At 72.0% G+C, this 26101-nt stretch carries 20 protein-coding genes; 10 read left to right on the forward strand and 10 right to left on the reverse strand.

Features of this window, described 5'->3' with window-relative positions; all coding sequences use genetic code 11:
- Positions 1-191 precede the first annotated feature (191 nt).
- On the forward strand, positions 192-578 hold the full coding sequence (locus JOD63_RS03900) for a DoxX family protein (RefSeq protein WP_045276035.1): 387 nt from the start codon (positions 192-194) through the stop codon (positions 576-578).
- Between the two features lie 46 nt (positions 579-624).
- On the opposite strand, the gene JOD63_RS03905 is transcribed toward JOD63_RS03900, so the two are convergent.
- Positions 625-1758, reverse strand: a complete 1134-nt coding sequence (locus tag JOD63_RS03905; RefSeq protein ID WP_045276034.1) for a class I SAM-dependent methyltransferase — start codon at positions 1756-1758, stop codon at positions 625-627.
- A gap of 76 nt (positions 1759-1834) precedes the next feature.
- Here JOD63_RS03905 and JOD63_RS03910 point away from each other — a divergent pair, with 76 nt between their 5' ends.
- A complete protein-coding gene (locus JOD63_RS03910; RefSeq protein ID WP_045276033.1) occupies positions 1835-2299 on the forward strand; it encodes a DUF3817 domain-containing protein in 465 nt (154 codons plus the stop codon).
- A gap of 38 nt (positions 2300-2337) precedes the next feature.
- Here JOD63_RS03910 and JOD63_RS03915 read toward each other — a convergent pair whose 3' ends face one another.
- Positions 2338-2715, reverse strand: coding sequence for a VOC family protein (locus tag JOD63_RS03915; protein ID WP_045276032.1), 378 nt, complete (start codon positions 2713-2715; stop codon positions 2338-2340).
- A gap of 172 nt (positions 2716-2887) precedes the next feature.
- Between JOD63_RS03915 and JOD63_RS03920 the strand changes: the two genes are divergently transcribed.
- Positions 2888-5446 (forward strand): ATP-dependent Clp protease ATP-binding subunit, encoded by a 2559-nt coding sequence (locus tag JOD63_RS03920; RefSeq protein WP_045276031.1) that lies wholly within the window; start codon positions 2888-2890, stop codon positions 5444-5446.
- An 82-nt stretch (positions 5447-5528) separates the two neighbouring features.
- Here JOD63_RS03920 and JOD63_RS03925 read toward each other — a convergent pair whose 3' ends face one another.
- Complete coding sequence (locus tag JOD63_RS03925) at positions 5529-6398, reverse strand: LLM class flavin-dependent oxidoreductase (protein ID WP_052682526.1); 870 nt, start codon at positions 6396-6398, stop codon at positions 5529-5531.
- A 152-nt stretch (positions 6399-6550) separates the two neighbouring features.
- Between JOD63_RS03925 and JOD63_RS03930 the strand changes: the two genes are divergently transcribed.
- Genes JOD63_RS03930 through JOD63_RS03950 form a run of 5 tightly spaced genes read left to right on the forward strand, consistent with a single transcriptional unit; the run spans position 6551 to position 15273 of the window.
- A complete protein-coding gene (locus tag JOD63_RS03930) occupies positions 6551-9220 on the forward strand; it encodes an FtsX-like permease family protein (RefSeq protein WP_045276030.1) in 2670 nt (889 codons plus the stop codon).
- The gene (locus JOD63_RS03935; RefSeq protein ID WP_045276029.1) at positions 9217-11946 is read left to right on the forward strand and encodes an FtsX-like permease family protein; all 2730 of its coding nucleotides are present in this window, start codon (positions 9217-9219) and stop codon (positions 11944-11946) included. Before JOD63_RS03930 ends, JOD63_RS03935 begins: the two co-directional genes overlap by 4 nt.
- Positions 11946-12956 (forward strand): ABC transporter ATP-binding protein, encoded by a 1011-nt coding sequence (locus JOD63_RS03940; RefSeq protein ID WP_084613557.1) that lies wholly within the window; start codon positions 11946-11948, stop codon positions 12954-12956. The genes JOD63_RS03935 and JOD63_RS03940 overlap by 1 nt, the downstream gene beginning before the upstream one ends.
- Entirely contained in the window at positions 12949-13686 is a 738-nt protein-coding gene (locus JOD63_RS03945; RefSeq protein WP_045276028.1) for an ABC transporter ATP-binding protein, read from the forward strand. The genes JOD63_RS03940 and JOD63_RS03945 overlap by 8 nt, the downstream gene beginning before the upstream one ends.
- A gap of 57 nt (positions 13687-13743) precedes the next feature.
- Positions 13744-15273 carry an ATP-dependent DNA ligase gene (locus tag JOD63_RS03950; RefSeq protein ID WP_045276027.1) on the forward strand — a complete coding sequence of 510 codons (1530 nt, stop codon included), beginning with the start codon at positions 13744-13746 and terminating at the stop codon, positions 15271-15273.
- 105 nt (positions 15274-15378) lie between these two features.
- On the opposite strand, the gene JOD63_RS03955 is transcribed toward JOD63_RS03950, so the two are convergent.
- Entirely contained in the window at positions 15379-16035 is a 657-nt protein-coding gene (locus JOD63_RS03955) for a response regulator (protein WP_045276026.1), read from the reverse strand.
- Entirely contained in the window at positions 16032-17834 is a 1803-nt protein-coding gene (locus JOD63_RS03960; protein ID WP_084613556.1) for a sensor histidine kinase, read from the reverse strand. The genes JOD63_RS03955 and JOD63_RS03960 overlap by 4 nt, the downstream gene beginning before the upstream one ends.
- 185 nt (positions 17835-18019) lie before the next feature.
- On the opposite strand from JOD63_RS03960, the gene JOD63_RS03965 reads away from it, so the two are divergent.
- Complete coding sequence (locus JOD63_RS03965; protein WP_045276025.1) at positions 18020-19567, forward strand: CitMHS family transporter; 1548 nt, start codon at positions 18020-18022, stop codon at positions 19565-19567.
- Positions 19568-19627: 60 nt separating this feature from the next.
- A complete protein-coding gene (locus tag JOD63_RS03970; RefSeq protein WP_045276024.1) occupies positions 19628-20329 on the forward strand; it encodes an NAD-dependent deacylase in 702 nt (233 codons plus the stop codon).
- A 67-nt stretch (positions 20330-20396) separates the two neighbouring features.
- Here the strand turns inward: JOD63_RS03970 and JOD63_RS03975 are convergent, their stop codons facing one another.
- The 5 genes from JOD63_RS03975 to JOD63_RS03995 form a co-directional block, all read right to left on the reverse strand.
- Entirely contained in the window at positions 20397-21671 is a 1275-nt protein-coding gene (locus tag JOD63_RS03975; RefSeq protein WP_045276023.1) for a sugar ABC transporter permease, read from the reverse strand.
- Positions 21668-22477 carry an ATP-binding cassette domain-containing protein gene (locus tag JOD63_RS03980; protein WP_045276022.1) on the reverse strand — a complete coding sequence of 270 codons (810 nt, stop codon included), beginning with the start codon at positions 22475-22477 and terminating at the stop codon, positions 21668-21670. The genes JOD63_RS03975 and JOD63_RS03980 overlap by 4 nt, the downstream gene beginning before the upstream one ends.
- A 105-nt stretch (positions 22478-22582) precedes the next feature.
- Positions 22583-23665: a substrate-binding domain-containing protein gene (locus JOD63_RS03985; RefSeq protein WP_045276071.1), complete on the reverse strand. Its 1083-nt coding sequence runs from the start codon at positions 23663-23665 to the stop codon at positions 22583-22585.
- A gap of 273 nt (positions 23666-23938) precedes the next feature.
- Entirely contained in the window at positions 23939-25186 is a 1248-nt protein-coding gene (locus tag JOD63_RS03990) for a sugar ABC transporter permease (protein ID WP_084613555.1), read from the reverse strand.
- Entirely contained in the window at positions 25183-26097 is a 915-nt protein-coding gene (locus JOD63_RS03995) for an ATP-binding cassette domain-containing protein (protein WP_245243872.1), read from the reverse strand. Before JOD63_RS03995 ends, JOD63_RS03990 begins: the two co-directional genes overlap by 4 nt.
- Positions 26098-26101 lie beyond the last annotated feature (4 nt).

The raw sequence follows: 26101 nt of genomic DNA on the forward strand, positions 1-26101 counted from the left end.
GTTGTCTTCCGCGGGTTATGCGAGTCGATGCCCCCACGGCACCTGGTGAATCGCACACCGGGGGGTTGAGCCCGCGGTCGATGCTTAAGACCTTACCGTGTCCACCGTTTGGGGGACAACATCGGTGGGAAATGTTTCTTCGGCGCGTCGCCGTGCTGGCGTCGATCGGCGGTGTCTGAGAGCGTAGGGGGATGCTCGAGACGCTCAGAACGCTGTCCCGCTGGCTGCTCGCGGCGGGGATGATCTTCGCCGGCATCAGTCACCTGTTCTGGGCGCGGCGCGAGTTCCAGAACCAGGTTCCGGATGCCGTCTCCGAGATCCTCGACAAGGACGCGGTCGTGGTCGCCTCCGGTGCGGTCGAGGTCATGCTCGGCGCCTCGCTCGTCGTTCTGCCGGGGTCGCGCCGAACGATCGGGGCGATCCTGGCGGCCTTCTTCGTCGCCGTCTTTCCCGGGAACATCGAGCAGTGGCTGCGCCGTCGAGACGGCTTCGGGCTCGACACCGACCGCAAGCGTCTCGTGCGACTGGTGTTCCAGCCGGTTCTCGTCGCATGGGCGCTGTGGTCGACGCGCCGGTGAGGTGACGACGCCCGCCGGCTGACGATCGCGGCGACGCCCGCGGGTGTCAGCGTCGGGTGGAGACGGTCACCGTGAACTTCGCATCGCGGGCGACCTGGCGCGTCGGTCCGACGATGCGCTCCAGCGCGCCACGGTACTGCAGCGGGGAGTTCCACACGGCCCACAGCTCGCCTCCCGGCCGGAGCACGCGCGCAGCCTCGGCGAACATGCGCGGGGCGATGCCCTCGTGCACGGCCGCGCCGCTGTGGAACGGCGGGTTGAGGGTGATGAAGGATGCGCTCGCGTCGGCGCGTGCGGCCAGCATGTCGTCGCGCGCCACGGTCATGCGGTCGGCGACGCCGTTCGCCGCGGCAGTCGCGCGCGCGGACGCCACGCCTGCCGCCGACTGGTCGCAGGCGTAGACGCGGAGGCTCGGATGCCGCAGCGCCAGCGTGGCCGCGATGACGCCGGTGCCGCACGCGAGGTCGATCGCCTCATCGGCGTCCTGGTGGTCGTCGACCAGGGCGGGGACCTGCTCGGGCAGGTGCGCGAGGAGCAGCCGTGTGCCGATGTCGATGCCCGCACCGGCGAACGCGCCGCCGAACGCGCACACGACGAGGTCGCCGACGTCGGCTCTCGCCGGTGTCGGGTCGCCGCCGTCGCGCGGGCCGCGGGCGACGAGCACGCGTGACTTCTGGCGGGCGTGGGTGACGTCGACGCGATCGAACCGCTCGCGCAGCACATCGTTCATGGTCACCGTCATGTGCTTGATGCGGCCGCCGGCGAACACGACGACATCCGGGTGCGCGTGCGCGGCGAGGAGGCCGGCGATGTCCCGGAGGGCGTCGAGTGAGCGGGGGAGTCGGAGCAGCACGACCCGCGCTCCGGCGACGAGCGAGCGGTCGAGGGGATGCGACGTGAAGGCGCCGCGGTCGAAGCCGAGGTCGGCCGCGTTGGCGATGAGCGCCTGCTCGCCGGTGAGTGGATCCTGATGCACGCGCACGAGCGCGGCGCCGTCCGCCGCGGCGCCGAGGGTCAGCGCGCCGTAGGCGTCGCCGATGACGACGACCGTGCCGGGGACGGCATCCGCGCGTGCGCCCGCCGACTCGTCGAGGATCAGGCGATCGGCGGCATCGGCGGCGACCAGGCCCGGCGCCTCGACGTCGGGTCGGCGTCGCAGGGCGTCGAGCGAGAAGTCCACCGCTCCACGCTAGCCCGGCGCCGGCCGGCGCGTCGCCGGAACGTAGGGTGGAGGCATCCCCACCCGAAGGAGACCGGTGTTCCGCACGCCCCTGAACCTCTTCCGCACGCTGGCGATCGCGGAGGCGATCTCGTGGACCCTCCTCATCGGAGGGTTGATCCTGCGGGCGACCGCGGACCTCGCGATCGCAGTGACGATCGGCGGCGGCATCCACGGATTCGTCTTCCTGGCCTACGGCGCGACGGCGATCCTCGTGGCGAAGAATCAGCGGTGGGGTGCGCTGCCGACGGTCGTCGCCATCGGCAGCGCCATCGTGCCCTACGCGACCATCCCCACCGAGCTGTGGATCCACCGCTCGGGTCGCCTCGCGGGCGACTGGCGGCTGACGGCCACCGACGATCCCCGCGACGCCGCCTGGCACGACCGACTGATGCGCTGGTTCCTCCAGCGTCCGTGGGTGCTGGCAGTCCTCATCGCGGTCGCCGTCGTCGGACTGTACGTCGCCCTGCTCGTCGTCGGCCCGCCCGGCGGACGCGACTGACCAGTCAGCCCGGCGGCCGCGCCTGACCGGCCGCCTCGTCAGGCGTTCGACCGGTCGGGGAGCTGCTGCAGCGTCCACCTGTTGCCGTCGGGGTCGGCGAAGCTGACGAACCGACCCCACGCCTGCTCGTCGACGCCGTCGGCCTCGACTCCGAGCCCGCGCAGGTGGGCGAGGGCCTCATCGGCGTCGGGCACGACGACCTGGATGGTGTTCTGCCGCCCGGGCTCGAGGTCGATGCCGAGACCCGTTCCCAGCGCGATGGAGCAGGCGGAACCCGGCGGCGTCAGCTGCACGAAGCGCAGCCCGTCGAACGGGGTCTGGTCGTGGTCGGGGTTGAAGCCGATCTTCACGTAGAAGTCCTTCGCGCGGTCGACGTCGGTGACCGGCACGAAGATGAGCTCGATCTTCCAGTCCATGTCTCTGCCTCCTGGGCGGGCCGCTCGGCCCTCGCCGCCGACGTTACGCCGCACCCCGGACGTCCGCTGTCCGCGAACGGGACGGGGGAATACCGATCACCCACAGTCGTTGAACTTGACACGGATGCACTCAACTTGGTGACGAGGCATCCCTCGATGTTCAGGAGAACGAATGCCCGAAGACTTCACCCCCCAGCCCGGCGCCGACGACAGCGGGAGCGCCTTCGACGACTTCCTCGCACGGTACCTGGCGGGGGAGCGTGCGCGCGAGCAGCGCTCGATCGACCTCAGCAGATTCCTCGGCGCCCGCACGCAGGAGATCCTGCAGCGCGCCGGACGGTTCGCGCTCGAGCGCGGCCAGCACGAACTCGACGCGCTGCACGTACTGCGCGTGCTCGTCGGCGAGTCGCCCGCGACGGATGCGGTGACTCGCATCGGCGCCGACCCCGCCGCGATCGCCCGCGCCGCCGAGGAGCGCCTCCCGGCCGCGTCCGCGCCGGCGAGCGTCGATGCCGCCGTCATCACGCAGTCCGTGCAGCGGGCGCTGTTCCACGCATTCCAGGTGGCGCGCTCATCGGGTTCGACCTACGTCGACCCCGAGCACCTCTTCTTCGCCCTCGTCCTCGCGCAGGACACCCCCGCGGGCCAGGTGCTCGCGAACGCCGGGGTCACCGCCGAGGCGCTCACGCAGGGCGCCCGCGAGACCGTGACTCCGGCCGGCGTGCAGGCCCAGGAGACGGATGCCGCGGCATCCGACACCCCCCTGCTCGACCAGTACGGCACCGACCTCACCGCGCGTGCCGAGAGCGGCGGACTCGATCCCGTGATCGGCCGTGCCGACGAGATCGAGCAGACGATCGAGATCCTCAGCCGCCGCACCAAGAACAACCCGGTGCTCGTCGGCGAGGCGGGCGTCGGCAAGACCGCCATCGTCGAGGGGCTCGCGCAGGCGATCGTCGACGGAGACGTTCCGGAGCAGCTCCTCGGCAAGCGGGTCGTCGCGCTCGACCTGCCGGCGATGCTCGCCGGCACCCGGTACCGCGGCGACTTCGAGGAGCGCCTGACCAAGACGATGGACGAGATCGCCGCCCAGGCCGGTCGCATCATCGCGTTCATCGACGAGGTGCACACCGTCGTCGGCGCCGGAGGCGGGGGCGAGGGCTCCATGGACGCGGGCAACATCCTCAAGCCGCGACTCGCTCGCGGTGAGCTGCACCTCGTCGGTGCGACCACGCTCAAGGAGTACCGCCTCATCGAGAAGGATCCTGCGCTCGAGCGGCGCTTCCAGCCGGTACGCGTGGGCGAGCCCTCCGTGGAGGACGCGATCCGCATCCTGCACGGCCTCAAGCCCGCCTACGAGGAGCACCACGGCATCGTCTACACCGACGCCGCGCTGCGCTCCGCCGTGGAGCTCAGTGACCGGTACCTGAGCGACCGGGTGCTGCCCGACAAGGCGATCGACCTCATCGACCAGGCCGGCGCCCGCCTGCGGCTGCGTCTCGGCGTGAGCGTCGACGCGGCCGGCCTGGTCGCCGAGCTCGCGACCCTCGAGGCGGAGAAGAACGCCGCGGTGTCGGGCGAGCACTACGAGGAGGCGTCGCGCATCCGCGACCGCATCGCCGACGTGCAGGCCCGCCTCGAGCGGGCCACGACGTCGGGGGCGGCCGCGCGCGGCGAGGCCATCGTCGACGAGCCCGAGATCGCCGCCGTGATCAGCCGGGCCACCGGCATCCCGGTCAACCGCCTCACCGAGACCGAGCGCGAGCGGCTCGCCGTGCTCGAGGACGAGCTGCACGATCGCGTGATCGGGCAGGACGACGCGGTGACCGCGGTGGCGAAGGCGGTGCGGCGTGGCCGGACCGGCATGGGCGATCCGCGGCGTCCGGTCGGCTCGTTCCTGTTCCTCGGCCCGACCGGTGTCGGCAAGACGGAGCTGGCGAAGGCTCTCGCGGCATCTCTGTTCGACGACGAGGGCGCGGTCATCCGCTTCGACATGAGCGAGTTCGGCGAGCGGCACACGGTGTCGCGCCTCGTCGGTGCCCCTCCCGGATACGTCGGCTACGACGAGGCGGGTCAGCTCACCGAGCGCGTGCGGCGCAACCCCTACTCGATCGTGCTGTTCGACGAGATCGAGAAGGCGCACCCCGACGTTTTCAACCTGCTGCTGCAGGTGCTCGACGACGGCCGCCTCACCGACGGTCAGGGTCGCACGGTCGACTTCCGCAACACCGTGGTCATCATGACCTCGAACCTCGGCTCGGAGTTCCTCGCGTCGCGCGGCGGCGGCATCGGCTTCCTGGCCGACGGCGGCGGCGCGACCGGCTTCGGATCCGAGAAGGACCTGCGGGACCGGGTGTTCGGCAAGCTCCGCGAGGCGATGCGGCCCGAGTTCCTCAACCGCATCGACGAGATCGTGCTCTTCCGCAAGCTCGAGAAGCCGCAGCTGCGTCAGATCGTGCGGCTGCTGCTCACGGCGACCGAGGCCCGCCTCGACCGTCGTGAGGTCGCCCTCGTGGTGACCGATGCCGCGGTGGACTGGATCGCCGAGCACGGCTACGAGCCGGAGTACGGCGCCCGGCCGCTGCGTCGTCTCATCCAGCGCGAGGTCGACGACCGCATCGCCGACCTGTTCGTCACCGGTGCGATCGCCGACGGCGGTGCAGTGACGGTGGATGCCGGGGCGGCGGGCATCGCGGTCGCTCCGGGCGTGCCGTTCACGGTCGCCGCCTGAGCACACGCCACCAGGCGCGACACGCCGTCTCGGGAGACCGGGGCGGCGTGTCGGCGTCTGCGGTCGGGATGCCCCGCCCGAATCAGCCGGCGGCGAGGAGCCGCGTGACCTCGCCGGCGGCGTCGTAGAACTCGGCGAGGTCGACGCGTGACGCCGGCAGCAGCACGACGTCGTCGACGCCGGCCGCGAAGTACCGGCGAGCGCCTGCTGCGACGTGCGCGGGTTCGCCCCAGATCGCGCGCTCCAGGGGATCGGGCTTCTCACTGAGGTCGGCGCTCACGCGGGCCTCGGCGTCGGCACCGAACGCGGCCACGACGTACGCGACGATGTCGTGTCGCCCGCCGCGCCCGGCATCGCTGCGCGCGCCGCGCACCGACGCGGTGAACCCTGCGACCTCGTCGGGCGTGTATCCGCTGTTGAGCACCGTGCCGTCAGCGACCTCGCCGCTGAGCGCGAGGGTCTTCGGCCCTTCGGCCGCGGCATAGACGGCGGGGGCCGATGCCGGTGGCCACACGAGCTGCACACCGTCGAGCGTGACGTACCGGCCGCTCGTCGAGACCTCATCTCCGGAGAGGAGCGCGCGGACGGCGGGCACGTACTCGCGCATGAGCGTGAGCGGCGAGGCGGCGCGGGCGCCGATCTGCCCCATCCACGGCAGCACCCCGTGGCCGAGCCCGGGCAGCAGCCGGCCGGGGAACAGCTGCTCGATCGTCGCGATCTCCATCGCGGTCGCCGCTGCATTGCGCATCGGGAGCGGGGCGATGCCGATGCCGATGCGCAGCCGCTCCGTCCACGCGAGGGCGGCTGAAGCGGCCGCGAACGCCGAGTGGCGGAAGCAGTCCTCCCAGATCCACAGCTCGTCGACGCCCGATCGCTCGGCGGCGGCGACGGCATCCGGGAACTCGTCGAGGTCGTGCGTGTACGGGTTGAAGATCGCTCCGATGCGGGCCATGGCGCCACTCTGCCACGGCCTGCCGACACCCGACACGGGTTCGGGGCGGCGTCGCCACGGCCCGTGCGGGCGCGATGCGCGCGTCCTTGTGCACAGGCGCCGATCGTCGCGCCGGGCATTGGTTAGAGTGACGGGATGCATGGGGCTGTGGCGTGATCGGAGGATCGCGCTTCGCGCTCGCCCGCGCACGCGCCGCCCGTGCGCCCCTCGTCACCCTCGCGGTCGTCGCGGCCCTCGCCACGGCCCTCATCGCCGGGGTGGCCGTGCTCGTGGCGAGTGTCGATGCGGGCGAGGTGCGCACCGCTCTCGCCGGGGCGACCGGCGATCGCGGCCGCGTCGTCGTCACGGTCGATGCGGATGCCTCGCCCGAGGACGTCGCCGCCGCCATCGACGCGGAACTCGCCGCGCGCGGAGCCGGCGGTGCGCTCGTCGCGTCCATCGACGGCGGCACGGTGGTGCTCAGCCCCGATCTCGGCCGCATCGACGGCTCGCACGCGGTCGCACTGGTGGAGGCGCTCCCCGAGCTGCGCGACGCCGTCGACGAGCGCGCCGGCACCCGGGTGCAGGTCGCCGGGGGTCTGCGCGACACCCTCGTGACGATCTCGGCCGGGGTCCAGGCGCGCTCCGGCCCGACCGCGGTCGCCGTGGCGATGCTCGGCCTGATCTCGGCCGTCGTCGTGGGCGCCGTCGCCCTCGAGGCCGTCCGCGCGCGGGAGACCGAGACGCGCCTGCTCCGGGCGCGCGGCGTACGTCGCCGCCAGCTCTTCGCGCTCGCCGGTGTCGAGGCTGTCGTCGTCGCGGGCCTCGGCGCCGCGCTCGGCGGCGGCGTTACCGCGGTGCTCGCCCGGGTGCTCGGCGGCGTCCAGCTGCCGCTCCTGAGCGGCGTCGCCGCGCTGGCAGTGGCCGCCACAGCGTTCCTTGCGGCCGGTGTCGCCACCGTGCGCGGTGCCGATCGCGCCGCGTCGCGCGGACGAGCCGTCGCCGACATCGGCGTCGTCGTCGTGCTCGCAGTGGTGACCGGCCTCGCGCTGTGGCGCTTCTCGCAGGACGGCACTCCGGTGGTCGCGCGCGCCGGGGGAACCAGCATCCTCGACCCTCTCGTCGCGATCGCCCCGGCACTCGGCCTCGCGCTCGCCGCCGTGATCGGGGTCGCACTTGCCACCCCGATCGCCCGCGTCGTCGCCGCGTCGCTCGCGCCGACCCGCGGCGTCGCGCCGGTGACACCGCTGAGGCTCGCAGCGCGTCGACCCGGGCGTCACGCGCTCCCGGTCGCGGTCGTCGCCTTCGCGGTCGGCGCCGTCACCGTCGCGGTCGCCTACCAGGGCACGATGGCCGCCCTCGGGGACGCGCCGGAGGCGCTGCGCGTCGGCGCCGACGTCCGCGCGATGTCGATCCCCGACGACGTCGAGGCGGCGGCGGTCGCGGCGGCCGGCGATCCGGACGCGTCGATGCTCGTGCGGCCGATGTCGGCGAAGTCGTCGGACGGACGCGTCCCGGTGCTCGCCGTCGACGCCGCCGGACTCGGCGACGTGATGAGCGACGCCGGTGGCAGCATCGATCCGTGGGCGCTCGGCGAACTGCTCACTCCGCCCCCGCTCGGCGTGCCGGTCGGCGGATCGAGCCTCACCATCACGATCACCGCTATGCCGAACGACGGGATCGAGTTCGAGGGGGAGGCCTCCGAGGAGCCCGACCCTGCGGCAGTCGTCGTCGCGACGCTGGTCTCGGCCGACGGCGCGGTGCAGCGCGTCGAGTCGTCGAACACCGACGTATCGATCCGCGAGGACGGCGATGTCGTCTTCACCGAGGTCGACATCCGCGAGGTGTCGACCGAGACGTTCGACCTCGGCCCTGGGGACTGGGCGCTCGCAGCCGTCGACGCCCGGATGCATGACTCGATATGGACGTACGGCTCGGTGCGCGTCGACATCGCCGGCGCCGAACCGATCGACATGAGCGGCTTCAGCGCCGCGTTCGGCACCCCAGGCACCGTGTTCGCCGACCTGACCTCGCTGGTGTTCACGCCCGAAGTCGGAGAGAACACCACGCCGTCGACCCACGCGGTCGCCCCGGGGGTCGCGTCCAGCGTCCCGATCGTCGTCACCTCCGACGTCGCCGATGCGCTCAGCCTCGACGTCGGTGACAGCACCGCGTTCGACGTGTCTTCGCCCGACGTCTCCCTCGAGGCGGAGGTCGTGGGAGTCGTGCCCGTGCTGCCGGGCACGCCGTCGGGACGAGGCATCCTGTTCGACCGGACGACCGTCGGTGTGGTCACCGGCGTCGGCATCCCGGCGAACCAGGCCTGGCTGAGCACCGGAGACCCCGGTGCGACGGCAGCGGCCGTGGCCGACGAGTTCCCCGACGTCGTCGTGGCCGTGGCCGATCCCCGTGCAGCGCAGAGCGCAGCCGGCACGGTGCTCGCGTTCGCCCTCGCGGCGCTCGGCGCGACGGCCCTGGCGATCGTCGTGCTCTTCCTGCGGCGCACGCGTTCGCGGGCGGATGCCCGTGAGCTGGCGCTCCTGGCGGTGCTCGGCCTCGGGCGGCGGCGCGCGGCACGCACCCGGGCCGCGGAGGACCTGTTCGCGGTCGCGCTGGGTGTGCTCGCCGGCGTCGCAGCGGGGCTCGCCACGGCGTGGCTCGTCGTCCCGACCCTGGTGCGGGCGGCCTACGGCACCGTTCCCGAGTCGTACCCGGTGCCGCTCGCGATGCCGTGGGTGCTGCTCGGCGCATCCGTCGTCGTCGCCGCCCTCGTGTTCGCCGCGATCATCGCCTCTGTGCGCGCTCCGGCGCACCTCGCCGCGCTGCTGAGGGAGGACGAATGACGCCATCTCCCGGCCTGTTCGCGCTGACCCGGCGTCGCTTCGCCACGCCCCGCAGCGCCGCGATCGTGATCGTCGTGCTCACCGCGTTCGCCGCCTTCGTCATCGCCGCTGCTCCGCGGGCGCTCGTCGGCGTGGTGCGCGCAGAGGTGTCGCACCAGATCTCGGGCATGGCGGCATCGAGCCGCGACCTCACCGGAGACTTCCTCGGCCTGCCGATGCTCGGCGATGCGGGGGCGGGCGACGACATCGTGGGCGAGTGGGATGCCGGGGGCGCCCTGGCGTTCGGTGACCTGGGCGCGGGACTCGCCGCCGTGCGCGACGACTTCGACCCCGCCCTGCGCGAGCTCACCGGCACCGCCGAGTTCGCGGTGTACGGCGAGCCCTTCCTCGTGGTGCCCGAGGAACAGCCCGCCGACGACCCGTTCAGCGTCGTGCAGCTGCTCAGCGAGCCCGACGCGACCGCGCACGTCGAGGTCGTGGAGGGCCAGTGGCCGCGCGACTGGTCGGTCGATGAGGACGTGCTCGAGATCGCTTTGAGCGCGGATGCCGCGCAGACGATGGGCTGGCCTGTGGGTCAGGAGCGCGGCGTCCCGGCGCCGGGCAGCTCGCCCACCGACGGCGTGTGGGACGAGGACTTCCCGGTGCTACGGCTCGCGGCGGTCGTCGAGGCGATCGACCCCGACGACGATCGCTGGACGCACCTGCCGACGGCGTTGACGGCGACCGTCTTCGACGACGGCAACAGCCGCCCGCGGGCGACCGCCGCGGCCTGGGTGTCGCCCCTGTCGCGGTTGGCGCTCGACATGATCGACTCGCCGCGCATGGTGGTCTGGTATCCCGTCGACGGAGCCGGCGCGCAGCGGGAGGACCCGGCGGAGCTGCTCGCGGCGCTGCGGGCGGCGACGTCGAGCTCGGTCGCCGTCGAAGCGAGCGGTGAGACCCGGGTGCGGTTCGCGAGCGAGGTGCAGGACGTGCTCGCGACGGCGCTGTCGCGTGCGAACTCGGCGAGCTCGATCCTCGCTGTCGCCGCTGTCGGGCCGCTCGCCGTCAGCGTCGCCCTCGTCGTGCTCGCCGCGACCCTCGTGATCCGTCGTCGTCGCACCGACCTCGCACTGATGTCTGCGCGCGGCGCCCCGCTCGCACGCCTGCGCGGTCTCCTCCTCGCCGAGGGCCTCATCCTGGGTGTGCCCGCGGCGGCTCTCGCGACCGCGGCCGGAGTGGCACTCACGCCGAACGACGCGGGGCCGCTGCCGACCCTTCTCGCCGTCCTGGTCGGCGTCGTGCCGGCAGTCGCCCTCGCGATGACCCTGCGTCCGGCGCTCCTCGAGCGGGGCCGCAGCGACCTCGACTCGCCCGTGCGTTCGCGCGCGGCGCGCATCCTCGGCGTCATCGTGGTGATCGTCGCAGCAGCCGCCGTCGCGCAGCTGCTCGTGCGCGGCATCGGCCGGGGAACCGAGTCGATCGACCCCCTGGTCGTCGTGGCGCCGCTGCTCGCGACCGTCGCCGTCGCGCTCGTCGTGGTGCGTCTGCATCCGCTCCCCATCGCCGCGGCGCTGCGCGTCTCGCGACGGGGCCGGGGAGTCGTCGGGCTGGTGGGCGCCGCGCGCAACCTGCGCGATTCGGCTGCCGGCACCACCGCCGTTCTCGCCATGCTCGTCGCCGTGGCTGTCGCGGTGTTCTCGTCGGTCGTGCTGGCCACGGTCGACCGGGGTGCGGTCGTCGCCGCCCAGCGCGACGTCGGCGCCGACATCCGTCTGTCTGGTCCGTACTTCGATCCCGACACGATCGAGCGGATGCGCGGGACCGACGGGGTCTCCGACGCTGTCGGCATCCTCGCGGGGGACTACCTCGGTGTCCAGGGGCCGGACGGCTCCGCGAGCGTGCAGATCATGGTCACCGAGGCCGATCGCCTCGCCGACATCCAGCGCGGCATGGTCGGCGCATTCCCGGTCGGCGCGATCACACCGGAGTCCGACCCGATCGAGGTGGTGATGTCGACCGAGCTCGGCGCCGACGTCGGCACCGAGGGCGTCACGCTCGCCGGCACCCCGGTCGAGGTGACGGCGACGCTCGACCGGCTGCTCGGCATCTCGACGTCGACCAGCATCATCGTGATGGACGAGGTCGACTACACCGCGCTCACCACGCGCGGGTTCTTCCCGCGTTCGGTCTACGTCGACATCGACGCGGACGCCGACCCGCAGGTCGTGGCAGCGTCGCTCGACGAGGTCGTCGGCGCCCCGCACTCCACAGCGCTCCTCGAGGAGTCGACGGCCGAGATCCAGGCGTCTCCGGCGGTCACCGCCCTGCGCTTCGTGCTGTTCGCGGCGCTCGTGATCGCGGTCGGCCTGTCGGTGGTCGCGCTGCTGCTCGTGGCCGGCGTCTCGCAGGAGTCGCGCTCGCGCGCCGTCGCACTGCTGCGCACGCTCGGCCTCGACCGTCGCCGTGCGCGCGGGATCGTCGCGTGGGAGTTCGTGCCGCTCGGCATCACCGCGCTCGTCGGCGGCGTGCTGCTCGGGGTGGTGCTGCCGCTGCTCGTGGTCGGATCGATCGACCTGAGACCGTTCACCGGCGGAGGCGGGCAGCCGAGCCTCGCCGTCGACCCGCTGCTGAGCGGCATCCTGATCGCGGCAGTCGTGGTCGCCCTCGCCCTCGCCGTCGTCGGCGGGGTGCTGAGCGCGCGGACCACCTCGATGGCCGCCGTCCTGCGAACCGAGGAGGACTGATGGACGAACCCGACATCGTATGCGAGGGCCTCGTGCGCATCTTCGCCGTCGCCGACATCGAGGTGCAGGCCCTGCAGGGGCTCGATCTCACCGTCGACCGCGGCGAGCTGGTGGCGCTGGTCGGGGCATCCGGCTCCGGAAAGTCGACCCTGCTGTCGATCCTGTCGGCGCTCGACAGCCCCACCGCGGGCGTCGCGCGGGTCGCCGGCCGCGACCTGCCGTCGCTGTCGGCGCGCGACCGCGTGACCTATCGGCGCGAGATCGTCGGGTTCGTCTGGCAGCAGACCGCGCGGAACCTCCTGCCCTACCTCTCTGCGAAGGAGAACGTGCAGCTCGCCCGGGCGATCGGCGGCGACCGCTCGCATCCGGAGCGCGCGCTCGACCTGCTCGATCTGGCCGGGGTGGCGGATGTCGCAGACCGCCGCCCTGCCGAGCTCTCGGGAGGCCAGCAGCAGCGCGTCGCGATCGCCGTGGCCCTCGCGAACGACCCGCGGGTGCTGCTGGCAGACGAGCCGACGGGCGACCTCGACGAGCACGCGTCGGCCGAGGTGCTGGCGACGTTCGAGGCGGTGAACCGCGAGCTCGGCACGACCGCGCTCATCGTCACCCACGACCCCGCGGTGTCCGACCACGTGCAGCGCACGGTGCAGATCCGCGACGGACGTACGTCGACCGAGGTGCTGCGCTGGACCCACACCGACGACGAAGGCCAGGAGCACGCGATGGCCGAGGAATTCGTCGTGCTCGACCGCGTCGGACGCATGCAGCTGCCGACCGACTACATGGAGTCGCTCGAGCTGCGCGACCGCGTGCGGCTCGAACTCAACCCCGACCATGTCGGCGTCTGGCGCGGCGACACGCGTGCGCCGGCACCGGGTGGCGGGGCGGCGACGGATGCTTCGGCGGAGACAGCGGATGCCGGGGGTGCGCCGGCCGCCGCCGGCGACGCGCCGGAGCCGCCGACGCGTCGCAGTCTCCGCGACGCCGAGAAGGGATCGAGCGATGAGTGACACGCAGACGCACTCGGCGCGGCCGGTGCTCGAGGCATCCGGACTCTCCGTCGTGCACCGCACGCCCGCCGGCGACGTGCACGCGCTCGTCGATGCGTCGCTCGACCTGCATCCCGGCGAGCTCGTGGTGCTGATCGGCCCGTCGGGGGCCGGCAAGACGACGCTGCTGCACGTGCTGGGCGGTATCGAATCGCCGACGACCGGAACCGTGCGCGTCGGCGATGTGACGGTGACCGACGCTCCGGAGCGCGACATCGATCGGGTGCGTCGCGACGACATCGGCTACGTCTTCCAGTCCTTCGGGCTGATCGCGGCGCTGTCCGCGGAGGAGAACGTCGAGCTGCCCCTGCGGATCGCCGGTGCCGATCCCGCGGAGCGGAGCGCGCAGGTGTCCCGACTGCTGGAGCGCGTCGGTCTCGCCGGGCACGCGAAGCAGCGCCCGAACGAGCTCTCGGGAGGTCAGCAGCAGCGCGTGGGTATCGCCCGGGCCCTCGCGGCGGCGCCCCGGGTGCTGCTCGCCGACGAGCCGACCGGTCAGCTCGACTCGCACACGGCCGCGGCGATGATCGACCTCATCGCCACGATCGCGCATGAAGACGGTCTCGCCGTGCTGCTCTCGACGCACGACCCGTCGATCGTCGCTCGCGCCGACCGTGTGCTCGAGTTGCACGACGGTGTGCTGCGCGCCGGCGCGGCGTTCGAGCCGGCCGTTCCGCCCCGCGCCTCCTGACCCGCGGGCCCCCGCCCCGGGGTGGGCGGTGTCGCAGGCCGGTGCGAGAATGCGAGGATGCTGCTCGCCGACGTCGTGCGCGCGACCGAGGAGGTCGCGGCCACCTCGTCGCGCCGGGCCAAGACAGACGCGCTCGCCGCACTCCTGAGTCGGCTCGCACCCGACGAGGTGGCGCCTGCGATCGGGCTCCTCACGGCCAAGCCGCGTCAGGGGCGGCTCGGGGTCGGGTGGCGCACGCTCGCGGCGGTCGATGTGCCGCACGCGCATGAACCTGCGCTGAGCGTCGGCGAGGTCGACGCGGCGTTCACCGGGCTCGCCACCGCCGAGGGCGGACCCGGGTCGGTCGCCGTCCGGCGGGCGGCGCTCGATGCCCTCGCCGGCGCGGCCACGGCGGTGGAATGGGACTTCCTCATGCGCGTCATGCAGGGAGAGCTGCGCACCGGCGCGCTCGAAGGCGTACTCCTCGATGCAGTCGCAGCGGCCGCCGATCGCCCCGCCGCCACCGTGCGACGAGCCGCGATGCTCTCGGGCGACCTCGGCGAGACGGCTCGGATCGCCCTGTTCGCCGCGGCCCACGAGCTCGAGGGCGTGGGGCTCGCCGTCGGGCGGCCGGTGCTGCCGATGCTCGCAGCGACCGCCGGCTCGGTGGCCGAGGCCATGGAGAGCATCGGGGGAGCGGCATCCGTCGAGTACAAGCTCGACGGCGCGCGCATCCAGGTGCACCGTGACGGCGACGCGGTGAGCGTCTACACGCGCAGTCTCGCCGACATCACTGCGCGGGTGCCCGAGATCGTCGAGGCGGTGCGGGCGCTCCCGGCTCGACAGCTGATCCTCGACGGCGAGACCCTCTCCCTCGACGAGGATGGCGGGCCGCGGCCGTTCCAGGACACGATGGCGCGATTCGGGTCGGATGCCGCAGCCGAGGGCATGCTGCGCCCCTGGTTCTTCGACATCCTCCATCGCGACGGCGTCGACCTGCTCGATGAGCCGCTCGCCGTGCGCCTCGAAGCGCTCGAGGAGGTCGTCGGCGCGCACCGGATGCCGGGAATCGTGTCGTCCGATCCGGCCGAGGCCGAGGCGCTGTCGGCGGCGGCGCTCGCCGCAGGGCACGAGGGGGTCATGGTGAAGGCCGCCGACTCGCCGTACGCGGCGGGGCGGCGGGGGAAGAGCTGGCTCAAGGTGAAGCCGGTGCTGACGTTCGACCTGGTGGTGCTCGCCGTCGAAGCAGGGTCGGGCCGCCGCACCGGTCTGCTGTCCAACCTGCACCTCGGGGCGCGCGATCCTGACGGCGCCTACGGAGAGCCCGGCGGCTTCGTGATGGTCGGCAAGACCTTCAAAGGTCTCACCGACGAGTTGCTGCGCTGGCAGACGGCGCACTTCCCGACGATCGAGACGCATCGTTCGGCGTACGCCGTGCATGTGCGGCCCGAGACCGTCGTCGAGATCGCCATCGACGGCGTGCAGCGATCGCAGCGCTACCCGGGCGGCGTCGCGCTGCGCTTCGCGCGGGTGAAGGGCTACCGTCCAGACAAGCGCCCCGACGAGGCTGACACGATCGACGCGCTGCGCGCCCTGCTGCGCGGGTGAGCGGCGGGAGGACCGGGGTGACTGAGCGCGATCTGCCGCGCGCAGGGCGGCGAGACGAATCTCGTCAGGGGAGGCTGCTTCGCGCGGGCGGTGGGGGCGCCGGGGCTACGAGCGAGCTATCGCGTACCGGTGCTCGGGTCGGCCCGTCGATCCGTACCGCAGCCGCACCTCGACCTGACCGCGGGTGGCGAGGGCGGCCAGATGCCGCTGCGCCGTCGCTCGCGAGATGCCCACCCGGTCGGCGATCTCGATCGCGGATGCCTCGTCGGCGCCGAGACCGTCGAGGATGAGCTGCTCGGTCGCCGAGCGCGACACCGTCGCCGGCTCCGCGCCGCCGTGCAGGATCGACAGCGCGCGATCGATCTGGTCCTGTTCGAGCGGCCGGTCGGTCTGCAGCACGTTGCGCATGCGTGAATAGCGGTCGAGGCGGTCGGCGAGCGACCGGGCCTCGAAGGGCTTCGTGAGGTAGGTGAGGGCCCCCGCCCGCAGCGCCCGGCGCACCGTCTGGGCATCCGTCGCCGCCGACAGCACGAACGCGTCGACCGGGGTCGCGTCGACGAAGTCGACCCCGTCGCCGTCCGGCAGGAACGCGTCGACGAGCAGCAGGTCAGGCGTCTCCGTACGCACCGCCGCACGCGCGGCGCCGAGCGAGTGCACCGGCTCGAGCGCGGTGAAGCCCGGCCGCGCCGCGACGAGATCGCGATGCAGGCCCGCGACGCGGAAATCGTCGTCGATCACGAGCACGCGGATGCTGTCGGTCATGGTTCCTCCTCGGACCGCGCAGTCGCGGTCTCGGTGTCGTGCGGCGCGGCGGGTCCGGGGTGATCAGGCGTCCCGTCGCGGTCACGGGGTGCTGTATCCGACAGGCGGAGTGCGGCGGGGATCCTCGCCCCGAACACGGCCCCGCGCCCATCGCCGCCTCCGTCGATGAGCCAGACCTCGCCGCCCACACGCCGCGCCAGGTCTCGCGAGAGGGGCAGCCCGAACCCCCGGCCGTGCACGGCGTCGTCCGGGACACGCTCGACACGATCCACGTCGGCGCCGGCATCCGCTCCACCCGCGACTTCCGCGCGCCCGCCGGCATCCGACCGCGCCGCGCCGCCTGCGCGTGCGAACGGATCCGTGCCCGCGGGCACGCCGTTCCCCGAGTCGGAGACGGTGACCACGAGCTCGTCGGCGTCGCCGAGGAGGGCGACCTCGATCCACGCGGCGCCCGCGCCGTCGGACGCGACGGCTGCGTCGACGGCGGCCGTGAGCGCGTTGTCGACGAGGTTGCCGACGATCGCCGCGACGTCTTCGACGGCCTCGAGCGTACCGAGGAGCAGGGTGTCGTCGGAGATCCGCAGTGCGACCCCGCGCTCGCGGGCGGTCAGCGCCTTTGCGCCGAGCAGCGACTGCAGGAACGGGTCGGTGACCCGCTCGATGCCGACGACGGCGAAGTCGACGGAGCCCCGGGCGAGCAGATCGCCGAGGAAGGCGCGGGCGTCGGGCACGCGCTCCGCGTCGAGCAGACCGGCTGCGACATGAAGCCGGTTGGCGAATTCGTGCCGCTGCACCCGCAGCGCCTCGGTCATGGCGCGAACCGAGTCGAGGCGCGTGGCGAGCGCCTCGACGTCGGTGCGGTCGCGGATCACGATCACCTCGCCGAGTGCCGTCGCGTTCCGTGTCACCGGGCGCGCATCGATGTACAGCACGCGGTCGCCGACGACGACGCCGTCGGTCGCGCGTCCGGAGCGGATGTCGGCGACCACCGCGCCGCCGAGGCCGAGCCCGTCGAACGCCCGGCCGAGCGGAGCGTCGATGCCGAGCATCCGTTCGGCTGCGTCGTTGCAGACGCGCACCGTGCCGTCGGGGTCGAGCGCGATCACGCCGTCGCCCACCCCGTCGAGCACGGCCGCCTGATTCTGCACCAGCGCGACGAGCTCCTCCGGCTGCACGCCGAGGGTGAGCCGCTCGAAGCGCCGACGCAGCAGCAGCGTCGCGAGGGCGGCGAGGGCGACCGCGCCGCCGGCGACGATCGCGATCGAGGCGATCACAGCGGGAAGGTCGTCGAAGACGCTCGCGCGCTCGAACCCGACGCTCACCTCGCCTACGGGCGCGCCGCCGTCCGCAGGGAAGACGGGAACCTTGGCGCGCGCCGACTCGCCGAGCGTGCCGACCTCCCAATCGACCACCTCGTTGCCCGCCAGCACCTCCTCGAACGGCGTCGAGACGACCTGCCCGAGGATCTCGGCGTTCGGATGGGCCAGGCGGATGCCGTGGTCGTCGGTGATGACGACGAACAGGGCGTCGGTGCGGGCGGCGACGTCGGCCGCGAGTTCCTGCAGGGGGCCGACGCTCAGGCCTGCGGCATCCGGTGTTCCTGGATCGGCCGAGTACTCGGCGACGAGTGCCTGCACGTCGGGATCCTCCGCGACCGTGCGAGCGATGTTGAGGGCGGATGCCTCGGACTCAGCGCGCAGCTGGCGCACGGCCAGCCAGCCGAAGACGGCGGTGCACACGGCGACGACCGCGACGACGGTCACGAGCTGCACGAGCAGGAGTCGCGTGGCGAACCGCATGCCACCTCCTCTTCGTCGCCGGCATCCGAGCAGAATGCGCAGAACACACGCTACGCGCAGAACGTGCACCAATGCGAGATAGCGCGCGGGGGAGCGACCCGCGCCTCTATGGTCACGGGAGCGCATCCGGCCCGGGCGCGCACCACAGCAGACGCAGCAGACGCACAGACGACGAAGGAGTCGACATGAACGCGGCAGCATCCCTCCCGCTCGCGGGGCAGTTCCCGGTCTTCGCGGCCGCGGAAGACGGTTACGACGTCGCCTTCCTGCCGCCCGAGGGCGTTCTCGTCGCGCTCGGCTTCACCATGGTGCTCGTGTTCATGGCGCTCATCATGACGCGGCGGATGACGCCGATGGTCGCCCTCATCCTCGTGCCCACGGTGTTCGGCCTGTTCGCCGGTGCGGGTCTCGGGCTCGGCGAGATGATCATCGACGCGATCACGACGATGGCTCCGACGGCGGCGCTGCTGATGTTCGCGATCATGTACTTCGGCATCATGATCGACGTCGGTCTGTTCGATCCCCTGATCCGCTTCATCACCCGTCTGCTCGGCGACGACCCCGCGAAGGTCGTGCTCGGCACCGCCCTCCTCGCCGGAGCGGTGTCGCTCGACGGCGACGGCTCGACGACCTTCATCATCACGACCTCGGCCATGCTGCCGATCTACCTGCGTCTGGGCATGAGCCCGGTGGTGCTCACGTGCGTCGCGGGACTCATGAACGGCACGCTCAACATCGTGCCGTGGGGCGGTCCCACGGTGCGAGCCGCGACCGCCCTGGGCCTGCAGCCGACCGACGTGTTCGTGCCCATGCTCCCCTCCCTCGCCGCCGGCATCGTGATCGCGCTGACCTTCGCGTGGTTCCTCGGGCTCGGTGAGCGCAAGCGCATCGGACAGCTCGACTCGTCGCGGTTCGACAGCGAGGGCGTGCTCGCGGCTCCGCGCATCTTCCGCGGCGCCGGCGCGAAGCCCGGTGCCCGCGCGACCCTCCGCACCGGCAACATCGTCACGCTGACCGGCGGGCGCGGGGGAGCACCCGCGGCGACGGCCATCGTCGACCGCGAGGACACCGCGATGGCCGACACGATGCTCGACCCGAACCGTGCGACGCTGCGTCCGAAGCTGATCTGGTTCAACCTCGTCCTCACCGCCGCGGTGATGGTGCTCCTCGTGCTCGACCTGTTCCCGCTCGCCTACGTCTTCATGGTCGGCGCGGGAATCGCGCTGGTGGTCAACTTCCCGAAGCTCAAGAGCCAGGCCGACGAGATCGTGGCACACGCTCCGAGCATCGTCGGAGTCGTGTCGATGGTGCTCGCGGCCGGGGTGCTCGTGGGCGTGCTGGGCGGCACCGGGATGGTCGACGCCATGGCGGCGTGGATCACGACGGTCATCCCCGACTCGCTCGGGCCGTTCCTCGCGGTGATCACCGGCGTGCTGTCGATCCCGTTCACCTTCTTCATGTCGAACGACGCCTTCTACTACGGCATCCTCCCGGTGCTCGCCCAGAGCGCCGAGCACTTCGGCATCGCACCCGTCGAGATGGCGCGCGCATCGATCACCGGCCAGCCGGTGCACCTCCAGAGCCCGCTCGTCCCCGCGATCCTGCTGCTCGTCTCGCTCGCGAGCGTGAACCTGGGCGACCACCACAAGAAGGTGCTGTGGCGCGCGTGCGTGGTCTCCCTCGCGATGCTCGCCGTCGGCGTGCTCGTCGGAGCGATCCCGCTCATGGCCTGACGCAGACGGCACCGCCGGCGGGCGGACCGGTGCGCGATGCGCATGCGACAGACTGGTCGCATGCGCATCGTCGTGCTCACCGGCGCCGGCATCTCGGCCGAGAGCGGCGTGGCCACGTTCCGCGGCGCCGGCGGCCTGTGGGAAGGGCATCGGGTGGAGGATGTCGCGACACCGGAGGGCTTCGAACGCGACCCCGCCATGGTGCAGCGCTTCTACGACGCGCGGCGCCGCGCCGTGGCATCCGTGCACCCGAACGCCGCCCACCGCGCGCTCGCCCGCCTCGAGGACGCCCTCGGTGACGAGCTGCTCATCGTGACGCAGAACGTCGACGACCTGCACGAGCGCGCCGGCAGCATCCGCCTCGTGCACATGCACGGCGAACTCCGGCGCGCGCTCTGCACGGCGTGCGATGCGCGGCCCGCCTGGTCGCGGGATCTGGTGGACCTGCCGCCGTGCCCGGTGTGCGGTGAGCGGATGCTCCGCCCCGACGTCGTCTGGTTCGGCGAGATGCCGTACGAGCTCGACCGCATCGAGCAGGCGGTCGTCGCGTGCGACGTGTTCGTGTCGATCGGGACTTCGGGGGCCGTGTATCCGGCTGCGGGCTATGCCGCGCTGGCATCGGCGTTCGGTGCCCGACTCGTGGAGCTCAACCTCGAGCCCAGCGATGCTGTCGTGCCATTCGACGACGCGCGAACGGGCCCGGCGACCACGCTCGTCCCCACCTGGGTCGACGAGGTGCTGGCCGGCGCCGGCGCCGACTGAGCCGAACGCGGCGACGGCGCCGAGGCTTCCGCCTCGACGCCGTCATCCCGCGGCACGGTGGACTGCGCTAGACGCGCATCCCACCACCGGAACGAAGCCGCGAGAGTGCATCCACGGTCGCGGCGAGGATGAGCACCGCTCCCGTGACGAGCAGGTTGATGCCACCGCCGAGGTTCAGCAGGCCGAGGCCGTTCGTGATCACGGCGATCACGAGGGCGCCGATGGCGGCGTGCACGAGGCGGCCGCGCCCGCCGAACAGGCTCACGCCGCCGACGACGGCCGCCGCAACGCCCGACAGGACGATGTCGCGGCCGACCGTCGCGTCGACCGCGCCGACGCGCGACACGCTCAGGAGCATGGCGGCGACGGCCAGGCTGGAGCAGATCACGAACGCCCACCACTTCACCCAGCGCACCTTCACGCCCGAGCGGCGGGCGGCTTCGGCGTTGCCGCCGATCGCGTAGATGTAGCGGCCGAACTTGGTGCGGTCGAGCACGAACGTGCCGATCCAGAGGATCGTGAGCACGACGGGGACGATGATCGGCACGCCGGCGACCTCGACGACCGACTGCCCGCGGTTCTGGTTGAGCACGTAGACCGCGGCGCCGCCGACGAGGGCGATGGTGCCGAGCTTGATCCACACCAGCGAGATCGCGCGGTTCGGGACGCCGGCGCGGGTGCGGCGCGAGCGGTCCCAGAACGAGGTCGCGGCTGAGATCGCGAGCATGATGGCGAGCATCGCCCACCCGGCCCAGACGGGAAGGTTGCCGTTCTGCAGCGCGATGAGCTCGGGGACCTGCACGCGGAACAGCCCGCCTTCGCCGATCACCAGGAGCGCGAGGCCCTGATAGCCGAGGAAGAGACCGAGGCTGACCACGAACGACGGTATGCCGACCCTCGCGACGAAGAATCCGAGGGCGGCGCCGGTGAGGAAGCCGAAGCCGAACCCGATGAGCAGCGCCAGCGGCCACGGCACGCCGTACGTGGCGTTGAGCACGACGAACAGCGCCATGCCGACACCGCCGGTGACGCCGGCGGACAGGTCGATCTCGCCGAGCAGCAGTACGAACACGAGCGCCATGCCGAGCACGACGAGGGTCGCCGCCTGGTTGAGCAGGTTGGCGAAGTTGCGCTCGGTCAGGAAGAACGGGCTGAGCGTGGCGAACAGGATGCTGAGCACCACGAGGCCGCCGACGGCGGGGAGTGCGCCCATGTCGCCGCTGCGGACGCGCTGCCACCAGGCGGCGATCTGGTCGGTGAGGCCGCCCTCGACGCCGCTGCCGATGAGATCGGAGGACACGGGGTCGGGTGCTGCCGCGGTACGGGTGACGTCGGCGGTCATGCCGTGCCTCCTTCGGTGCGGATCGTGGATGTCTCGACGATCGTGACCCCGGCCGGGGTCTTCGTGCCGGTGATGTAGCCCACGACGTCGTCGCGGGTGGTCTCGCTGGTCGGGATCTGCGCGACCATCTGGCCGAGGTAGAGCACCGCGATGTCGTCGGCGACGGCGAAGACGTCGGCGAGGTTGTGGCTGATGAGGACCACGGCGACGCCCTGGTCGGACAGGCGACGCACGAGATTGAGCACCTGCTCGGTCTGTGCGACGCCGAGCGCGGCGGTCGGCTCGTCGAGGATGACCACACGGGCCTTCTTGAGCACGGCGCGGGCGATCGCGACGGTCTGGCGCTGGCCGCCCGAGAGCGACGACACCTTCTGGCGCACCGACTTGACCGTGCGAACCGAGAGGGAGCGCAGCGTGTCGGACGCCTCCTTCTCCATGCGGCCCTCGTCGAAGGTGCCGGCGGAGGTCTCTTCGCGCCCGAGGAACATGTTCTGGACGATGTCGAGGTTGTCGCACAGCGCGAGGTCCTGGTAGACGACCTCGATGCCGAGGCCCGAGGCGTCGCGCGGTGCGTGGAGGTCGCGGTGCGCGCCGTCGATGCGCACCTCGCCCTCGTCGTAGGGCTGGACTCCCGCGAGCCCCTTGATGAGGGTGGACTTGCCGGCGCCGTTGTCGCCCACGAGGGCGGTGACCTTGCCGGGGTGGACCTTGAGGTTCACGCCCTTGAGGACGCTGACCGGGCCGAACGACTTCTTGACGCCGATCAGCTCGATGATCGGCTCTGTCGCGATGGTGGTGTCTGTCATGCTCGCTTCCTTGCGATGTGCGGGTGGGTGCACCCGAGTCGTGCCGGATGTGCCGCGAGGGCGTCGCGCCCGATGACGCGACGCCCCCGCGGTGACCGCGGAGTGTTACTCGGTGACGCCGAACTCCTCGCACGCGGCGAGCACGTCGGCCGTGCACACCTCGTCGTAGGATGCGTCGCCGGCGGCGATGACGTCCTTGACCTGGTCCGGTCCGACGAGGATCGGGGTGACCTGGACGTACGGCGTGCCGTCTTCGAGCTCGGCACCCGCGTCGGGGGTCTCGCTGTTCAGCAGGGCCACCGCGGTGTCGACGGCGGCAGCAGCCTCATCGGCGACCGGCTTGTAGACCGTGGCGGTCTGCCAGCCGAGCAGGATGTTCTGCAGACCCGCGACGTTCGCGTCCTGGCCCGAGACCGCGACACCCTCGAGGTTGTTGTCCTGTAGCACCTTGATGACACCGGCGGCGTTCGTGTCGTTGGCCACCCACACGCCGTCGACCTTGCCGTCGAGCGAGGTCAGAGCCTGCTCGAAGTTGGTCTGCGACTTGGCCTGGTCCCAGACCCCGGGGGGCTCGGCGGCCGCGGTGATGCCGGCGCCTTCCATGACCTCGACAGCACCCTCCTTGAACATGGCCGCGTTGCCGTCGGTCGGGTCGCCGCCCATGTAGACGACGACGGCGTCGGCGGGAGCCACGCCCTTGGTCTCGAGACCGTCGAGGACCGTCTGGCCCTCGAGTCGGCCGACCTCGACGTTGTCGAACGAGACGTAGTAGTCGGCGCCGGTGAAGGGGCGGTCGTAGGCGATCACGGGGATGCCCTCGGCCGTGGCCTTGGCGGCGACGGCCTCGGCCGCGCCCTGGTAGTCCACGAGCAGCATGACGCCGCAGCCCTGGGTGAGCTGCTGGTCGGCGATCGTCGAGTACTTGTTGACGTCGCCCTGGGCGTTCTGGATGTCGACCTCGAAGCCGGCCTCGGTCAGGCCCTCTTCGAGGTACTTGCGGTCGAAGTTCTCCCAGCGCGGCGACGAGGCCGCGTCGGGGAGGATCACGCAGGCGCGGCCGGCCATGGTCTCGCCGCCGTCGCCGCCGTCCGTGGGAGTCGTGCCGCCGCCACCGCCGGCACAGCCGACGAGCAGCAGAGCGGCGCTGCCGCTGAGTGCTGCTGCGGCAAGGAGAGAAGACTTCTTCATCATTCGCCTTTCATCATCGAAATCGAGCGAGCCCCGGATCGTCCCGGGGCGGATCGCGCTGGAATGATCATCGAACCGCGACGTCCTTGTCGTCAAGTCTTGAACATAACGTTTGGGAAACGGCGCGGCGCGGGTTCATCGACCTTGTTCCTGCGCGCAACAAATGCCAAGAATGTGAGCATAATCACGCCAAGAGTCGCACATTGAGAGCAGTATGCTCACCCGGTCATGATCGAGCAGATGTCGCGATGGTTGCGCGTTCGGTGAATGAACTCAGGCGAGGCCGGTCGCCGCACGCGTCCGGCGCGACAGCGAGTCGACGATCACGGCGAGCACGAGCACGACCCCGGTGATCATGAACTGCACCGACGCGTCGAGACTGAGCAGCGTCAGGCCCGAGGAGATCGACTGGATCACCACGATCCCGAGGAGTGCCGAGAACGCCGTGCCGCGCCCGCCGAAGAGGCTCGCGCCGCCGATCACGGCCGCCGCGATGGCGTTGAGGTTGGTGTCGCCGGTGCCGGAGGCCTGCGAGGCCGACCCGAGCCGTGCGGCGGCGAGGATGCCGCCGATCGCGGCGAGGGTGGCGCAGAGCGCGAAAACCGACAGGTAGATGCGGTCGACGCGGATGCCGGCGCGGCGGGCAGCCTCGACCGACCCGCCCACGGCGTAGACCGCGCGTCCCCACCGGGTGCGGGTGAGCACGGCGTTCATCGCGACGACGAGGCCGATGAAGAACAGGAACATCAGCCCGACCCCGCGGTAGAGGCCGAGGTACCAGGCGGCGACGAGCAGGAAGACGAGGAGCGCGCCCGATCGCACGGCGATCTCGGCGTAGCCCTGGCTGACGAGGTTCGCGGCGGTCCGTCGCTGTGCGCGCCGCACTCGCGACCACGCATAGGCCCCGACGGAGGCGACGACGACGATGTACGACGCCCAGGGCGGGAGGTACATCTGCTGTGCGAATCGCACGAGCCACGAGTCGAACCCGAGGCTCACGGTGCCGGTGTCGCCCAGCACCCACAGCTGCACGCCGAGGAAGCCCAGGAGCCCCGCCAGGGTGATGACGAAGCTAGGGAGTCCGAACCGCGTGTACAGGAACCCGTAGAGCAGTCCGGCGAGGCATCCGGCCGCCACCGCCGCCACGATCGCGAACACGAGGTTCCATCCGAGCTGCACGAACGAGACGGCGAGCACTGCGGCAGCGAGTCCCGAGATCGAACCGACCGACAGATCGATCTCGCCGACGAGGAGCACCAGCACCACGCCGAGGGCGATGGTGCCGATCGCGGCGCACTGCATCGTGAGGTTCGACAGGTTCTCGGCCGAGAGGAACGCCGGGTTGAGGATCTGGAAGACCGTCCAGATCACGACGAGGCCGAGGATCACCGGCACTGCCCCGAGATCGCCCCCGCGGATGCGGGCGGTGATGAGGGCGGCCGTCGCCCGCAGGCCCGCGACGCTGAGCGCGGGCGCCTCTGGCGCGGTCGGGATCGTGTCGGTGCGGAGGGGATCGCTCATGGCCGTCGCCCCTTCTCGCGCCGTCGGTGGGTGAGCGGTGTGATCCGCGCGTCGCCGGGGTCGGGGGTGTGGCTCGGCGGGGGCCCGGTGAGCGGCGGATGCCCCGCGTGCGCGGGCGGCGCAACCGGCGGTGTCGCCGATCGGCCGTTGTCGTCGACCGCGCCCGTGATCGCGGCGATGAGCTTCTCGCTCGTCACCTCGGCCGCGTTGTACACGCCGTTGTTGCGCCCGAGCCGCAGCACGACGACGCGGTCGGCGACGGCGAGCACATCGGCCATGTTGTGACTGATGAGCACGACGCCGTGGCCGCGTTCGCGCAGCCGCTCGATGAGGTTCAGCACCTCGGCAGTCTGCGCCACGCCGAGTGCCGCGGTCGGCTCATCGAGGATGACCACCCGAGGATCGCCGATGAGCGATCGCGCGATCGCGACGGTCTGCCGCTGCCCGCCCGAGAGCGAGGCGACCGGAACGCGCACCGACGGGATCTTCGCCGACAGCTCGCGCAGCAGGGCCCAGGTGCGCTGTTCCATCTCGACCTCGTCGAGATAGCCGCCGTCGCGCAGCTCGCGGCCGAGCCAGAGGTTCGCGACGACGTCGAGGTTGTCGCACAGCGCGAGGTCCTGGAAGACGGTCTCGATGCCGAGGTCCTGCGCGTCGGCGGGGCTGGCGATGTCGACGGTCTCGCCGTCGAACTCGATGGTGCCCGCGTCGGGCGGATGCACGCCGGCGAGGAGCTTCACGAGCGTCGACTTGCCGGCGCCGTTGTCGCCGATGAGTGCGACCACCTCGCCCTCATTCACCCAGAAGTCCACGTCGGTGAGCGCTCTGACCGCGCCGAAGCGCTTCGCGACCCCCCGCATCGTGAGCACGCGCTCCCGGGGGCGCCCTGTTCGCGCCTGCGTCGAAGACATCGCC

Source organism: Microbacterium terrae (genome assembly GCF_017831975.1).
GTDB classification, from domain to species: Bacteria; Actinomycetota; Actinomycetes; order Actinomycetales; family Microbacteriaceae; genus Microbacterium; species Microbacterium terrae.

What these genes read in the sequence shown, in the direction of transcription:
- JOD63_RS03975 (WP_045276023.1), bottom strand. Translation starts at nt 21,671, where the DNA reads ATGACCGCCGACGTCACCCGTACCGCGGCAGCACCCGACCCCGTGTCC.
- JOD63_RS03900 (WP_045276035.1), top strand. Translation starts at nt 192, where the DNA reads ATGCTCGAGACGCTCAGAACGCTGTCCCGCTGGCTGCTCGCGGCGGGG.
- JOD63_RS03920 (WP_045276031.1), top strand. Translation starts at nt 2,888, where the DNA reads ATGCCCGAAGACTTCACCCCCCAGCCCGGCGCCGACGACAGCGGGAGC.
- JOD63_RS03915 (WP_045276032.1), bottom strand. Translation starts at nt 2,715, where the DNA reads ATGGACTGGAAGATCGAGCTCATCTTCGTGCCGGTCACCGACGTCGAC.
- JOD63_RS03995 (WP_245243872.1), bottom strand. Translation starts at nt 26,097, where the DNA reads ATGTCTTCGACGCAGGCGCGAACAGGGCGCCCCCGGGAGCGCGTGCTC.
- JOD63_RS03965 (WP_045276025.1), top strand. Translation starts at nt 18,020, where the DNA reads ATGAACGCGGCAGCATCCCTCCCGCTCGCGGGGCAGTTCCCGGTCTTC.
- JOD63_RS03940 (WP_084613557.1), top strand. Translation starts at nt 11,946, where the DNA reads ATGGACGAACCCGACATCGTATGCGAGGGCCTCGTGCGCATCTTCGCC.
- JOD63_RS03950 (WP_045276027.1), top strand. Translation starts at nt 13,744, where the DNA reads ATGCTGCTCGCCGACGTCGTGCGCGCGACCGAGGAGGTCGCGGCCACC.
- JOD63_RS03935 (WP_045276029.1), top strand. Translation starts at nt 9,217, where the DNA reads ATGACGCCATCTCCCGGCCTGTTCGCGCTGACCCGGCGTCGCTTCGCC.
- JOD63_RS03945 (WP_045276028.1), top strand. Translation starts at nt 12,949, where the DNA reads ATGAGTGACACGCAGACGCACTCGGCGCGGCCGGTGCTCGAGGCATCC.
- JOD63_RS03960 (WP_084613556.1), bottom strand. Translation starts at nt 17,834, where the DNA reads ATGCGGTTCGCCACGCGACTCCTGCTCGTGCAGCTCGTGACCGTCGTC.
- JOD63_RS03980 (WP_045276022.1), bottom strand. Translation starts at nt 22,477, where the DNA reads ATGACAGACACCACCATCGCGACAGAGCCGATCATCGAGCTGATCGGC.
- JOD63_RS03925 (WP_052682526.1), bottom strand. Translation starts at nt 6,398, where the DNA reads ATGGCCCGCATCGGAGCGATCTTCAACCCGTACACGCACGACCTCGAC.
- JOD63_RS03970 (WP_045276024.1), top strand. Translation starts at nt 19,628, where the DNA reads ATGCGCATCGTCGTGCTCACCGGCGCCGGCATCTCGGCCGAGAGCGGC.
- JOD63_RS03985 (WP_045276071.1), bottom strand. Translation starts at nt 23,665, where the DNA reads ATGAAGAAGTCTTCTCTCCTTGCCGCAGCAGCACTCAGCGGCAGCGCC.
- JOD63_RS03955 (WP_045276026.1), bottom strand. Translation starts at nt 16,035, where the DNA reads ATGACCGACAGCATCCGCGTGCTCGTGATCGACGACGATTTCCGCGTC.
- JOD63_RS03990 (WP_084613555.1), bottom strand. Translation starts at nt 25,186, where the DNA reads ATGAGCGATCCCCTCCGCACCGACACGATCCCGACCGCGCCAGAGGCG.